At 69.3% G+C, this 12603-nt stretch carries 12 protein-coding genes; 6 read left to right on the top strand and 6 right to left on the bottom strand.

Translation table 11 applies throughout. From position 1 onward, the window contains the following. Positions 1-243 (top strand): YdhR family protein (locus tag ACFWU6_RS30470; RefSeq protein WP_383984297.1); only part of this gene is annotated, 243 nt, incomplete at its 5' end. A gap of 129 nt (positions 244-372) precedes the next feature. Here ACFWU6_RS30470 and ACFWU6_RS30465 read toward each other — a convergent pair. Further along, positions 373-1602 (bottom strand): GNAT family N-acetyltransferase, encoded by a 1230-nt coding sequence (locus ACFWU6_RS30465; RefSeq protein ID WP_383803309.1) that lies wholly within the window; start codon positions 1600-1602, stop codon positions 373-375. A 614-nt stretch (positions 1603-2216) separates the two neighbouring features. Here ACFWU6_RS30465 and ACFWU6_RS30460 point away from each other — a divergent pair. Further along, a complete protein-coding gene (locus ACFWU6_RS30460) occupies positions 2217-3059 on the top strand; it encodes an IS5 family transposase (protein ID WP_383984294.1) in 843 nt (280 codons plus the stop codon). Between the two features lie 27 nt (positions 3060-3086). Here the strand turns inward: ACFWU6_RS30460 and ACFWU6_RS30455 are convergent, their stop codons facing one another. Then, on the bottom strand, positions 3087-3467 hold the full coding sequence (locus ACFWU6_RS30455; protein WP_383984291.1) for a hypothetical protein: 381 nt from the start codon (positions 3465-3467) through the stop codon (positions 3087-3089). A 456-nt stretch (positions 3468-3923) separates the two neighbouring features. Between ACFWU6_RS30455 and ACFWU6_RS30450 the strand changes: the two genes are divergently transcribed. After that, positions 3924-5531 (top strand): hypothetical protein, encoded by a 1608-nt coding sequence (locus tag ACFWU6_RS30450; RefSeq protein ID WP_383984288.1) that lies wholly within the window; start codon positions 3924-3926, stop codon positions 5529-5531. Between the two features lie 143 nt (positions 5532-5674). Here ACFWU6_RS30450 and ACFWU6_RS30445 read toward each other — a convergent pair whose 3' ends face one another. After that, entirely contained in the window at positions 5675-5920 is a 246-nt protein-coding gene (locus ACFWU6_RS30445) for a type II toxin-antitoxin system RelE/ParE family toxin (RefSeq protein ID WP_383984285.1), read from the bottom strand. Next, entirely contained in the window at positions 5917-6180 is a 264-nt protein-coding gene (locus tag ACFWU6_RS30440; RefSeq protein WP_266975791.1) for a type II toxin-antitoxin system Phd/YefM family antitoxin, read from the bottom strand. Before ACFWU6_RS30440 ends, ACFWU6_RS30445 begins: the two co-directional genes overlap by 4 nt. A gap of 123 nt (positions 6181-6303) precedes the next feature. Between ACFWU6_RS30440 and tap the strand changes: the two genes are divergently transcribed. Continuing rightward, positions 6304-8574, top strand: coding sequence for a telomere-associated protein Tap (tap, locus tag ACFWU6_RS30435; protein ID WP_383984281.1), 2271 nt, complete (start codon positions 6304-6306; stop codon positions 8572-8574). A gap of 8 nt (positions 8575-8582) precedes the next feature. Further along, the gene (gene tpg / locus ACFWU6_RS30430; RefSeq protein ID WP_329449363.1) at positions 8583-9146 is read left to right on the top strand and encodes a telomere-protecting terminal protein Tpg; all 564 of its coding nucleotides are present in this window, start codon (positions 8583-8585) and stop codon (positions 9144-9146) included. Positions 9147-9221: 75 nt separating this feature from the next. Here the strand turns inward: tpg and ACFWU6_RS30425 are convergent, their stop codons facing one another. After that, positions 9222-9878, bottom strand: coding sequence for a GNAT family N-acetyltransferase (locus ACFWU6_RS30425; RefSeq protein ID WP_383984278.1), 657 nt, complete (start codon positions 9876-9878; stop codon positions 9222-9224). A gap of 289 nt (positions 9879-10167) precedes the next feature. Then, the gene (locus ACFWU6_RS30420) at positions 10168-10365 is read right to left on the bottom strand and encodes a hypothetical protein (RefSeq protein WP_383984275.1); all 198 of its coding nucleotides are present in this window, start codon (positions 10363-10365) and stop codon (positions 10168-10170) included. Between the two features lie 123 nt (positions 10366-10488). On the opposite strand from ACFWU6_RS30420, the gene ACFWU6_RS30415 reads away from it, so the two are divergent. Further along, on the top strand, positions 10489-12603 hold a 2115-nt coding region (locus tag ACFWU6_RS30415; protein ID WP_383984273.1), incomplete at its 3' end, for a helix-turn-helix domain-containing protein.

The raw sequence follows: 12603 nt of genomic DNA, 5'->3' as shown, positions 1-12603 counted from the left end.
GTACCCGGTCTCCTGCAGAAGGTCTACGGCCGCGACAGCGCAACCGGCGACGTGTGCGGCATCTACTTCTTCGAGAGCCGCGAGGCGCTCGACGCGTTCCGGGAGACCGAGCTCGCCCGCACAATCCCTGCCGCGTACGAAGCGGTAGAGGTCCGCCGCGAGGTGTACGAGGTGCTCTATTCGCTGCGCCCCGACCGGGGGCCCTTCGCCGAGTCCGGCCATCCGGCGGACACGACGGCGTGACCCGCCGACGACTGGCGCGACCGCACCAGACCGAGCCAGCCCGTGCCGGCCACTACCAGCGCCAAGCAGCCCAACAATGCAAAGATCACGATCTACAGCTGGATTACTAGGAGCTTCCGGCGCAGGACACTAGTACGGGAGGTAGTAGCTGAGTACGTCGGCGGTGAGTGGAGGGAAAAGCACCTGGAACATCTCCTCGTCCGCGGAGTAGACGTCGGGACGGATCCGGGTCAGCCCCTCCATTCCGTGCGGGCCGAACAACAGGGCGGCCAGATGGTCCGGCGCCACACCGGCGCCTTCCACAGCTCCCGGCGACTGGATCGGGCCGCCGGTGACGACCTCACCGAGCCCGTCGGCGAGAACGGGAATCCGGTAGTGGGCGCCGAAGGTGGAGATGACGATGTCTTTGCCGGTGCGGTCGATCCCGGCCGCGGTGAGGCGCTGCCAGAACAGCGGACGCAGCCTGTCGAGCAGCGCTGCGACATCCGGGATGCGGATGTAGTACTGCTCTGCATTCCGGTGCGGTTCGTGGTCGACGAACTCCTGCCACGCGGCACCTGTCACGGTGCCTGCCCGATGGACGATCCGTAGCGGGTCGCCGGCTGCCAGGGCGGCGACGCCGCTCAGGAGGTCGCGTGCCGCCGCTTCGTCGCGTGCCGCGGCCTCGGCCAGGAGCATCTCCTCACCGGGAGGCGTGGTGCGCGCGGTGGCGATGATCGTGTCGGCGTGCTCGAGAACCCAGAGGTTGCTCGACTCGTGGTCCAGGAGCCATCGCCAGCACGCCGCGGAGTGCGGCATGGTCACATCGAACCCGCTCTGGGCCGAGGCTTGCAGGGCAGCCATGGAGGGGACGTCGGAGGGCCGGGCGGCACGGAGCGTGGCCGTTCCATCGCCAGGCGGCAGGGCGTTCACGTTCAGCGCCTGCGGTATGTCGATGGCGTACTCGTAGCCGAACAGCCGGTAGAAGTACGGGATTCCGATCATCGCCTGAACGACGTGGCCACGGGCAGCCGAACGCTCGTGAGCCCAGTGCATCAACGCCCTTACGAGCCCGCGCCCCTCGTATTCGCTCTCGGTGGCGACCAGTTCCACCTGGCCGGCAGGCAGACGGACGCCCCCGATGGACACCTCCTCGTCGAGGAGCGTCGCGGTGGACACGACCCGGTCGCCGTCGACAACCACGGCACAGGCGGACCAGCCCGCGTCGGGGTCGGTGACAACCAGCCGGTGGTCGATGGCGTCGTCCGGCTCACCGCGCTCGGACAGGAGCGCGCCGATCTGCTCAAGATCTGCGGGCCTCGCCTGTCGCAGAGCGAGGCCGTCGGGCAACGAAACAGCTCCGGAATAGCTTTTGATCATGGTCACAGCCAGACAGTGGCATCGCCCGGCCTTCCCGTCCAACAAGTTTTTCGCAGCCGCCGCGAGGTGTACGAGGTGCTCTATTCGCTGCGCCCCGACCGGGGGCCCCTCGCCGAGTCCGGCCATCCGGCGGACACGACGGCGTGACCCGCCGACGACTGGCGCGACCGCACCAGACCGAGCCAGCCCGTGCCGGCCACTACCAGCGCCAAGCAGCCCAACAACGCAAAGATCACGATCTACAGCTGGAGTACTAGCAGGCGCAATCCAGGATGCGGCTTCCTCCGGAACACCTGCTCGAACCAGGTCTCCTCCACTTACCCACCCCTCCTTCAGTCCGGGCTCACCCCGAACTACGACGTGGGAAACAGTAGCGAGGTACTCAAACACTCACTAAAAGAGCGTTTTGTCCCGACAGGGGTGCTTCGCTGCAGTTCAGGTGGCAGGCCGCTTCGGGCCGACTGAGGCGGTAGGCGCTTGTTGTGGCAGATGGGGCGGGTGACAGCCTTCGAAGGCCCGTTTCGGTCCCTTCGCTCCTGTCTGATCCCAACACGCCCCCGGTCACGCCTGTTTGCGCCCTGTGGCGGGACGGCTGCCATCGGTACTACGGAAACATGCCTCGCCGACAGCGGCCGTACCCGAGTGACCTGTCCGATGCCCGTTGGGAACTGCTCGAACCAACCCTGAGCGCCTGGCGAGCAGAACGCAGAGGGAAGGGCCTGGACATCGGGCGGCCACCCGAACACGATCTGCGCCGGATCGTAGACGCCATCCTCTACGTCGACCGGACCGGGATCCCATGGCGGTACCTGCCACACGACTTCGCCCCGTGGGAAACCGTCTACGGATACTTCGCCGCCTGGCAGAAGGACGGCGTCTTCGACCAGCTCAACGGACTCCTGCGACGGCTGGTCCGGAAGGCCGAGGGCCGAGACGCCGAGCCCAGCGCCTGCATCCTCGACGCCCAGAGCATCAAGACCTCGGCCAACGTGCCCGCGGCCGGCCAGGGCATCGACGCGGGCAAGAAGATCGCGGGCCGCAAACGGCACATCGGCGTCGACACCGTCGGCCTCCTCCTGGCCGTGCTGGTCACCGCCGCCAGCGTCTCCGACAACGCCGGCGGAATCCGCCTGCTCTCGAACATTGCCGAAGGCCACCCTCGCGTCACGAAGGCGTGGGCCGACAGCGGCTACCGCACCAAGGCCATCGACCACGGCGCCCGCCTAGGCATCGACGTCGAAGTCATCCGCCGCGACCCCGCCCAGAAGGGCTTCAAGGTGATTCCGCCGCGCTGGGTCGTCGAGCGGACGTTCGGCTGGCTCATGCACCACCGCCGCCTCGCCCGCGACTACGAAACCCACCCCCACCGCTCCGAAGCCATGATCAACATAGCGATGATCGACCTCATGAGCCGCAGACTCACCCGCGAATCGACCCACAACTGGCGCGACAGCTGAACGGCGGCAGCGTCGGGCTCCTGTGAATCACAGCAGGTAGGGCCACAGGCTGACGCTGTTCCGCTCCACACTGATCTCGACCCACGTTCCATCCACAGCAGTCGACGGCGGCGGGTCGGCGAGGTCGAACAGGATATGGGTTCCAGCTACTTCCAGCATGGCTCCGCCATCGCCCGTCAGGCCCAGCCGCCCCCGAAAGACGATCCGACCGCCTTCCTCCTCCTCCACCCCGGGTGAAAATGAAGTGGCCGGTCGAGTGTTGCCGCCCCAGGCCGCGTCCTCTTCAACGGTCCACTCCACATGATGTTCGCGGCCCACTCCCGTCGGATCGCCATACCAGAACGCCGCAACGGCACCCACCTCCGAGCGCACCCGAACCATCGCGCGCCCGTCGGCGACCTGCCCCACCGCTTCTACTCGGACCAACACCCCGCAATCATCCACGGCAGCACTGCGTTGCCAAACACTCTTGCCAGGACAAAACGCTCTTTAAGTACGTCCAGTACGAGCCGCGGCCCGACGCCTTGCGATGCACCGCACCGGACGCCGCACCCCGGCAAACCTTTCCGGCCACAGCACTAGCTCGCCCGCGGCCAGGTCTTCGGGCTCCTCGCCGGCCGGACCGGGGTGTTCGCGGATGCCGGGACCCAGGCGGCGTGGTCCTGGAACAACGACTGGCCGCAACCGCGCCTGTCCGCAGGTGCACGATCGCACCCTGCACTGCCGCCGCCGGGTGTCGGCTCTCGGATCGAGGGCGTAGCGTGGAAGCAGAGCACCTTACGCCCACGTGCGCCAAGGGGTGGCGTAGCGGACCGGGTGATTGCGGCTCACGCGACCAGCTCGCGGATCAGAAGAAGAGCTGTGATGGCCATGGCAGGATCCACACAACGCGGCAGACGTCAAGCCGTCGTGATCGTGCACGGCATGGGCGAGCAACGCCCACTGGATGCTTTGACGGGCTTCGTACGGTCCGGGCTGCCCCCGGACGAGTCCGGCCACCGTCGGTACGTGTCCCGGCCGGACATCGTGACGGGCAAGTACGAGTCCCGGCGCTTCGTGGCACCGGCGGCCGGGAACCGCCCGCAGACAGAGTTCTTCGAGTACCACTGGGCCCACCTCATGCAGGGCAACCGGCTAGCCGACATGGGACCGACCTTCCGCAGACTCCTGGTCAGGTTGCCGTGGCGGCTGCCTGCTGGGCTGCGCGGGGTGTGGCTGCTGTTCTGGGGCCTGGTCCTGACCTTCGCCTGGGTCATCACCTTCGGGCCCCTAAGCGGCCACCTGGACAAACTCGACGAGTGGCCCAGGGTTCTGACCCTGTTGCTCGGGACCTCCGCCTTCGGCGTCGTCCTGACGTTCTTGTTGACGCACGTGGGCAAAGCAGTACCCGGCATGCTCACGAACAGCTTCGTCGATGTCGTCCGGTACCTGGACAGTTCTCCCCGCTCCTACGCGGTGCGCCATGAGATCCGAAAAGGTTTCGTCGACCTCCTCAAATCGCTCCATACGTCTCGATACGAAGGAATGCCCCGTTACGAACGGGTCGTTGTCGTCAGCCACAGCCTCGGCGCCTACATCGCATACGACGGAATCTGCCAACTGTGGTCGGAGATGAACCACCGGGCGCGCAAGGGCGCCACGGGAGCCCCGGACGGCTTGCCCCACTTGGAGCGGATGGCGGCACTTCTACCCCCGAGGGGGTCAAAGCGCACCCCGAGCGATGCGGAGACCACGGACTTCCGCCGCGCCCAGTCCAGGCTCTGGCACGGGCTGCGCGACCAAGGCAACCCGTGGCTGATCACCGACTTCATCAGCGCAGGAACCCCGATGTCGTTCGCCGACCTTCTCTACACGCGCACGCGCGAGAAGTTCGACGAGAAGGTCGACCGCCGCGAGATTCCGACCTGTCCGCCGCAAAGCTACGACCGTCCGCGCGGCACGGAGAGAACCGACCTGTACTACTCGCACGACTGGCACGACCGGAGCGTGGTGTACGACGGAGCGCCGTTCGCAGTCGTCCGTTGGACCAACCTGTGGTTCCCTGCGGTTCCCCGGGCTTTCGGCTTCTTCGGCGACTGGTTCGGAGGCCCCCTCCGGCCACTCTTCGGGAACGGAATCTTGGACATCCCCGTCCGCGGCAACCTGCCGAAACGGCTTGTTCCAGCATTTGCCCACACCCTCTACTTCAAGTACCCCGACAAGCGGGACAACGACTCGGTGACACAGCACCTGCAGGTGGCGCTCGCGCTCGGAGATCTCGGCACCCCGCCTACTGGGCGGCAGGTCGAGCGCGCGACGAAGCTACTACGGGAGAACGGCTTCCCCACTTGGAAGATGTCGGAGAAGCACGCCGACCTGCTCGACCCTCGGAACACCCTCCCCTCCGGAAGGGTCAAGGCATGGCTCTGCTCCATGACGCGGGCCGAAATCTGCAACCTCATCGACAGCCTCGAACAACGTCGAAAACACTGACGTGGGTCAGGCGGCGTCGAGAAGGGAGCCGAAGGTGGCGGGGAGCCGCTTCCACCCCTCGCGCCCGGAGTGGTACTCGGCGTCCATCAGGGGACTCAGCTAAAAGGGGGCGGCCTGCACGGAGACCGCCCCCTTTCGGTACTTCAGCGCAGGCGTCCGAGGTGGATGACGCTGACGCGGATCTGCTGGGCGCTGACCTCGTACATCACCCGGTACACCCCCACGTGGATGCGCAGCACGTCGGCGCTGCCGAAGGCGCCTTCGGGCCGCGGGTTGTCGGCGAGGTGGTCGACGGCGGTGAACACCTGCCGCACTCCAGTGGGGTCGTCCTTGGCGAACTTCTCCGCCTGTGCGAGGGCTTCGGGTTCCCAGATGACTTCGTAGCTCATGCCTCAGCGCCGAACAGCCGGCGGTACGCCTCGTCGTGCGGAATGCCGGCGCTCTCGCCGCGCTCCTGGCGCGCGCGGTAGGCGGCCAGCGCCCGCAGCTCCTGGAGCTCCAGGGCGTCGGCCGGGCTGACCAGCATCGCGATGGTGTGGCCGTGGTCGGTGATGGCCACAGGCTCCCGGGTGGCGCTGACCTCACGCGCGATGGCGCCCAGCCGGGCGCGTGCTTCCACGATCGAGTAGGTACTGCTCTCCGTCGTCATGCACACCAGCTTACGGAAGTGTGCACTTCCACGGGCCCGAATCCAGAAACGTACGCAGTACGTACGGAGAACGTACGCACAACGTACGTTCCATGGGGTAGAGTGTTGGTCAGGAGGTGTTCCATGTCCGAGTTGTTCGACGCGGTCGACGCGCTGGTCGCGTCCCGCTCCACGCTTCCGCCCCCGGCGGAACGCAAGCGGCTGCGTGCCGCGCACGGTCTGACGATCGACGAAGTGGCCACCGCGCTGAAGGTGCGCCGCGCCACGGTGTCGGGCTGGGAGTCGGGCAAGACCGAGCCCCGCCCGCCGGAACGGGACGCGTACGCGCGACTGCTGAAGCAGCTCGCGGAGCTCTACCCGGTTCCGGCCCCGGCCGACGCGGCCGCCCCCGTCTCTGCCGTCGCGGTGCCGGCCACGTTCACCGCCGTGCCCGCGCCAGCGGAAGCGCGGCCGCTGTCCACAGGTCCGGCGTCCGAGGCTGCGGACATGACTGCAACCGAGAACACCCAGACCAACTCCGCCCCTGCCCCGCGCGCCGCTGCTCCATCGGCCGCGCCGCGTCCGGCGAGCACCACCAGGCCGACGGCGACGTCGCGCCGCCCCGGAGCGAAGAAGGCGGCCCCGGCCGCGACCCCGGCCGAGGCTCCGACGGGTGAGACGGACCCGCGGTTCGAGAACGGGCCGCTGGCCGTTGTCGACGTCGAGGACGGGAAGGTGCTGGCGTACTGCGTCGGCGGCCTGGTCCTGGACGTGCCCGCCAAGAGCCTGCCGTCCCTGGTCGACTGGACCCTCAAGGAGGCGAAGCTCGGGCAGCCGAAGCTGTCCGGGCCGGGAAGGCCGGCCGACCCGCTGATCGTGCTCACCGCGGCCGCGTGCGAGCGCTACGGCCTCCCGGTGACCCTCACCGAGGAAGAGCGGATCGCCGGGCGGATCCCCGAGGGCCACAAGGTCATCAAGCAGCTGACCCGCGCCGACTGGCAGCTCACCAAGCGCGGATTCGGCCCGTGGGCGCGGATCTACCGCCCCGCCCAGGGCGCCGACCGCCAGTGCGTCCAGCTGTGCATCCCATCGTGGAACGCACTGGACGCCCGGTTCTGGGGCGCCGCCGGACAGCTGCCGCCGGCGGAACTCGCCCGCGTCCTGGGCACGTACGCGGCCCGGGTGATGACCCCGCGCGGCTCCACCGCCGTCACCGGCCTCGAGCTCATGACCGCCCTGCACCCGCCGACCTACGCCGTGCGCGACGAGGAGACCAGCGTCCTGCGGCAAGCCGACGACAAGACCCCCGGCTCGCTCGGCAAGCACCCGGTGGACTGCGCGCCGTGCGAAGCCCCCGACGGACACCCGCTGCTCAAGGACCTGCCGCGCTTCCACGTCCGCGGCCCCGGCGAGAAGCTCTTCGAGGAGGCATACGACTGGGCGCGCCCGCTCACCGACGCCGAATGCATGCGCTCCCACCTCGTGGGCCTGGACGTCAACATGGCGTTCGCCGCCGGAGCGAACGGCCTGGTCGTCGGCCTCGGTGAGCCGACGCAAGTCAAGAACCCCGTGTTCGACCCGAAGCTCCCGGGAAGCTGGCTGGTCGATCTCAGCCACGTCGACCTGTCGCGGGTGAAGGTCGGCAAGGAGTGGGTGGAGCTGGACGGCGCGCTGCTGCCCTCCCCGTTCACGCCGAAGGGCGACCGGCCCGAGGGACCGGCCTGGTACGCGACGCCGACCGTCGCCTACGCCCAGGAGCTCGGGTACGACGTGACGCCGACCGAGGCGTACGTCCGGTACGAGAACGGCCGCTACCTGGACGGCTGGTACAGCCGGCTGCGCGACGCCTACCTGGCGACGATGGCCGACCTCGGTGTCGACGCCGACCTGTCGCCCGAGGACTTCCTCGCGGCGATGGACGGCTACAAGGGCCGCGACCCGCAGATGGCGATTGTCGTGGGTGCGGTCAAGGCGACGGTGAAGGGCGGGCTGGGGAAGTTGCGCGAGCGGCCCCGCGGCGAGGGCTGGACGTCCGGTGAGCGGTGGCGGGCCCTGGAGCGACCGACGTGGCGGCCCGACATCCGCGCGGCGGTCATCTCCCGCACCCGGATCAACCTGCACCGCAAGATGGTCAAGCACGCGTCGTTCACGGGTCAGTACCCGGTCGCGATCCTCTCCGACTGCGTCGTCTACGCCGTCGACGGCGAGGGCCCGCTGGACTTCCTGCCCTACCGCGAGGGCAAGCCGCTGCCTGGCGGCTTCAAGCTCGGGGTCAACCCCGGCCTGGTGAAGCACGAGGGCACGCAGACCGTGCTGTGGGGAGAGGGGGCCAGGGAGCAGTTCAAGGCGCCTGAGCTCAACCTCGCCCGGTACATCAAGGACGGCAACCTCACCGACAAGGACAACGGGGAGTAGGGAGCGCGATGAACAAGGAGTTCGGGGACGGCCTCAACCAGGCGGTGGCGAAGGCGTTCACCCGCCCGGTGCCGAAGTCGGCCGGCGCGCAGATGCGGTACCTGGTCAAGCAGTACAAGGGCACCAAGGCGGTGGCCCAGATGCTGCGGGTCTCCCAGCGCACCGTCGAGCGGTACGTGAAGGAGCAGATCAAGAAGCCGCGAGCGGACCTCGCCGCGCGCCTGGAGCGAGAGGTGAAGAAGCGCTGGCAGCCGCAGATCCGGGCCAAGGCGAAGGAGAAGGCGGCGACGACCGGCGGCATCGTGATCGACGTCCACGCCCGCCTCGGCTACGCCGGAGCGTCGATGGACTCCACCGACGAGGACCGCGAGCGGCACATCACCGTCGCCCTGCCGCCCCAGTACGCGGCCCGCCTCTTCACCGCCCAGGAGCAGGGCGCCACCGAAGACCGGCTGCGCGAACTCACCGCCGAAGCACTCAAGGAGGTCTACTTCCAGGACAGCGGCCGCCGCGCCGGCTCCCTCCAGGAAGTCCAGATCAACGACGTCCTCGACCTGGGATTCCAGCTGTAGAGGCCGCCCCGAACAGCCTGCGGGCCCGATCGGCATGCTCGCGACGCCGTGCCCACCGGCATCCAAGGGCCCGGCTTAGCGTGCGGGGCCCGGCAGGATGCCTCGGATGATCAGGTGGTGCCCGTGGGGCGTGGGCATGGGATCCATCTGGATGCCGGTGCGCAGCGGCTTCACCGAGAAACGGAAGCCCTCGATCGGGCCGTGGCAGATCAGCCCCAGTGGCGTGGGGATGGCGATGCCGTCGGGGGAGAGGATAAAGCCGAGCCCGGCGTAGTAGTCCGTCAGCTCCGGTTCGTGTGTGACGTACAGGATGGCCGCGCCGAACTTTCCCTCTTCGTGGGAGCCCATCACCGTCTCGGCTTCGGCGACCAGAGCGCGCGCGATGCCTTTCCCGCGCCACTCTTCGACCACGGCCAGGGAGTCCAGGGTGGCGACCAGTCCGGCGATGATGTGCGCGTTGGGCGATCCGGCGAGCATGGGGTGGGTGTAGGCCCACACTGCCGGCATCGCGAGCATGCCGCCGACCAGCGCGCCGGATGACGTCTCCTCCACCACGCGCGCGCATGTGTACTTCTCCGGATCGAGGCTCTGGTCGATCACGGCCGACAGGACCCGCCAGGAGCCGTTCGGGTTGTCCGGGTCGGCCATCCGGATCACAGGCTCCAGCGGGGCCGCGTCGTCTCGGATGGCGCCCCGCAGCTGGAGACCGTCCGGTAAGGCCGGGGCGCTCACGGAGATGATGGTGCCCGGCTGCACGGCCCCGGCCCTTGGAACTGTGGCGGCGTACATGCGCTCGCCCATCACGTTCCTCGTCCAGTACAGGCGCTCCGCCTCGCGGCGTGCCGGATTTCCCGATCGTCGGGCGCCGTTGCGCGCCCCGTTCCGCTTCCCCACGGTGTTCCTCCCCTTGTCACCGCAACCCTCCCCCACCCCACACCCTCCTCACACCCGGTCGGAAGCCGACTTGGCTCTGTCACCAGCCGCAAACGGGGGCACTTTGAGACTGAGGAGGGGCTGGTCGTCAGGTGAGGAGGGCGGCGAGGGTGCCGGCTACGACGGCGGCGAGGGTGATGACCGCGGCGAAGGTGGTGGCGGCGCGGGTGAGGGCCGTGGGATAGCTGGCGTTGTCCATGCGGGCGAGTTTGCCCGCGCCTGCGGCGGCCAGCAGCGCGACGACGGTCACGAATGCGGTGGTGAGTAGGACGACGGCGACGGTCACGGCAATCTCCCGGTACGTGTTGGGGGTGTTGATGTGGTCGAAGGTCGTGGAATCCCTGTTCGCCGGGGTTCGCAGGGAGGAAGATGAACACCGGCGAACACGACGGTCCTGGGGGCACGTACCGTGCACGATGAACACGACAGCCAGGATCCGGCGCTGACTGAGCTGCGGGAGAGGCTGAGGGCCGGGATGGCCCGCATGCGGCTGAACCAGACGGATCTCGCCAAGCGTGCCGGGCTGGGGCGCACGACGGTGTCGGAGGCACTCTCGCCAGCGAAGCCTGCCCCCTCGGCCGAGACGGTGGCGGCCCTGGCCCGTGCGCTGCAGCTGCAGAAGGAGCTGGAAGAGCTGCTGGAGTTGCGGCGGAGCGCGGTCGAGGACGCCGGGGGTGGGGTGCGGTCGGTGCCGGGCCGTTGGATCGGTGAGTGGGATCCGCACGATTTGGGGGTCCACCCGGCCGGGCCCGGCGAGGCTGCCTCCGGGCCCGGGAGGTCGGGGGCCCGGATGATGCCCGGGTATGTGCGGCGTGAGCATGACCGTGTACTGGCCGGGGTGGTGGAGGATGTCGCAGCAGCAGCCGGCCGTAGTCGGGCTGTGGTGTTGGTGGGTGGTTCGTCGACGGGGAAGACGCGGGCGTGCTGGGAGGCCGTGCAGCCGCTCGCGGCGCAGGGGTGGCGGCTGTGGCATTCCTTCGATCCGAACTGCGCCCAGGACGCCTTGGAGGACCTGCCGCGGGTTGCGCCGCGCACCGTGGTGTGGCTGAACGAGGCCCAGCACTATCTCGGCGACCGCGCGGCGGGTGAGCGGATCGCGGCGGCCGTGCACCGGCTGCTGGTGACTGCGGAGTGCGGACCGGTTCTGGTGCTGGGCACGCTCTGGCCTGGGTATGCCGCCCAGTACACGGCCCTGCCCGCGCCGGGTGAGGAGGGCTCGCACAGCCGGGTGCGGGAGTTGCTGGCCGGGCGCATGCTGACCGTTCCCGAGACCTTCGACGCTCCGGCGCTAGCCGCCGCGGCCGCTCTCGCCGAGGGCGGGGACCGGCACCTGGCCGATGCCCTCAGCCGGGCGGGCGCCGAGGGGCAGGTCACCCAGGACCTCGCCGGTGCCCCCGAACTCCTCAACCGCTACCGGCACGCGACCCCGGCCGCCGCAGCGGTACTGGAAGTGGCGATGGACGCCCGCCGCCTCGGTGTCGGCCTCCACCTCCCGCAGACTTTCCTCACGGACGCCGCCGCCGACTACTTCACCGATACCGACTACGACCAGCTCACCAACGACTGGGCCGAGCAGGCTTTCGCCGAACTCGCCGCACCCGTCCACGGCAAACAGGCCCCCTTGCGCCGCACCACTCCCCGCATCCAGCGACGCCCTTCCGCCCCGGCCCCGGCCGTTCATGGCCCGGGCCCGTCGATCGCGGGACCGGTGTTCCGACTCGCCGACTACCTCGAACAGCACGGCCGCACCAGCCGCAGGCACCTATGCCCGCCCGCGTCGTTCTGGCACTCCGCCCAGACCCACCTCACCAACCCCGACGACCTCGGCAACCTCACCCATGCGGCCGAGAACAGGCACCGCCTGCAATGGGCCCACTCCCTCCGCCACCGCGCCGCCGACCACGGCAACACCGACGCCCTGCAACGCCTGACCGAGATGCGGGAGGAGGCCGGGGACCGGGAGGGCGCCGAAGCCCTCGCCCGGCAGGCCGCCGACCACGGCCACACCGACGCCCTGCAACGCCTGGCCGTGATGCGGGAGGGGGCCGGGGACCGGGACGGTGCCGAAGCCCTCGCCCGGCAGGCCGCCGACCACGGCAACATCAACGCCCTGCTTCTCCTGGCCGTGATGCGGGAGGGGGCCGGGGACCGGGAGGGCGCCGAAGCCCTCGCCCGGCAGGCCGCCGACCACGGCAACATCAACGCCCTGCTTCTCCTGGCCGTGATGCGGGGGGAGGCCGGGGACCGGGAGGGCGCCGAAGCCCTCGCCCGGCAGGCCGCCGACCACGGCAACACCGACGCCCTGCAACGCCTGGCCGTGATGCGGGAGGAGGCCGGGGACCGGGAGGGCGCCGAAGCCCTCGCCCGGCAGGCCGCCAACCACGGCAACACCGACGCCCTGCTTCACCTGGCCTGGATGCGGGAGGAGGCCGGGGACCGGGAGGGCGCCGAAGCCCTGGCACTGCAGGCCGCCGACCACGGCGACATCAACGCCCTGCTTTTCTTGGCCTGGATGCGGGAGGAC

Source organism: Streptomyces sp. NPDC058674, assembly GCF_042716505.1.
Classification (GTDB): Bacteria; Actinomycetota; Actinomycetes; order Streptomycetales; family Streptomycetaceae; genus Streptomyces.
This window is presented reverse-complemented; position numbering and strand designations above follow the sequence as displayed.